The sequence below is a fragment of the Lelliottia sp. GFLA7 genome, from assembly GCF_056490165.1.
In genome coordinates this window covers 1-433 of sequence record NZ_JBWLAQ010000092.1, presented here as the reverse complement: position 1 = coordinate 433, position 433 = coordinate 1, and the positions used below count along the sequence as shown (strand labels likewise).

At 58.7% G+C, this 433-nt stretch carries 1 protein-coding gene; it reads left to right on the top strand.

What is annotated here, in order from left to right; all coding sequences use genetic code 11:
* On the top strand, positions 1–433 hold a 433-nt coding region (locus AC07RN_RS21310), incomplete at both ends, for a ribonucleotide reductase N-terminal alpha domain-containing protein (protein WP_478337270.1).

The window sequence follows — 433 nt, the reverse complement described above, 5'->3', positions numbered from 1 at the left end:
CGCCTGCTGATGGACACCCTGCGTGCCGAAGGCCTGGGCTTCCTGAAAGTCGCCGACAGCGCCACTCACCACGAGATGGCCGACCTGTACGCCAAGGCCCTGCCGGCCTACATCGCCAAAGGTATCGAATTCGAATTGCTGAACCCGATCCTGGCCACTTTCGACCTGGAAAAACTCGGCAAGGCGATCAACCACGAGCGTGACCAGCAGTTCACCTACCTGGGCCTGCAAACCCTGTACGACCGTTACTTCATCCACAAGGACGGTATCCGCTTCGAACTGCCGCAAGTGTTCTTCATGCGCGTGGCCATGGGCCTGGCGATCGAAGAGAAGAACAAAGAAGATCGTGCCATCGAGTTCTACAACCTGCTGTCGTCCTTCGACTACATGTCGTCGACTCCGACCCTGTTCAACGCCGGTACCCTGCGTCCCC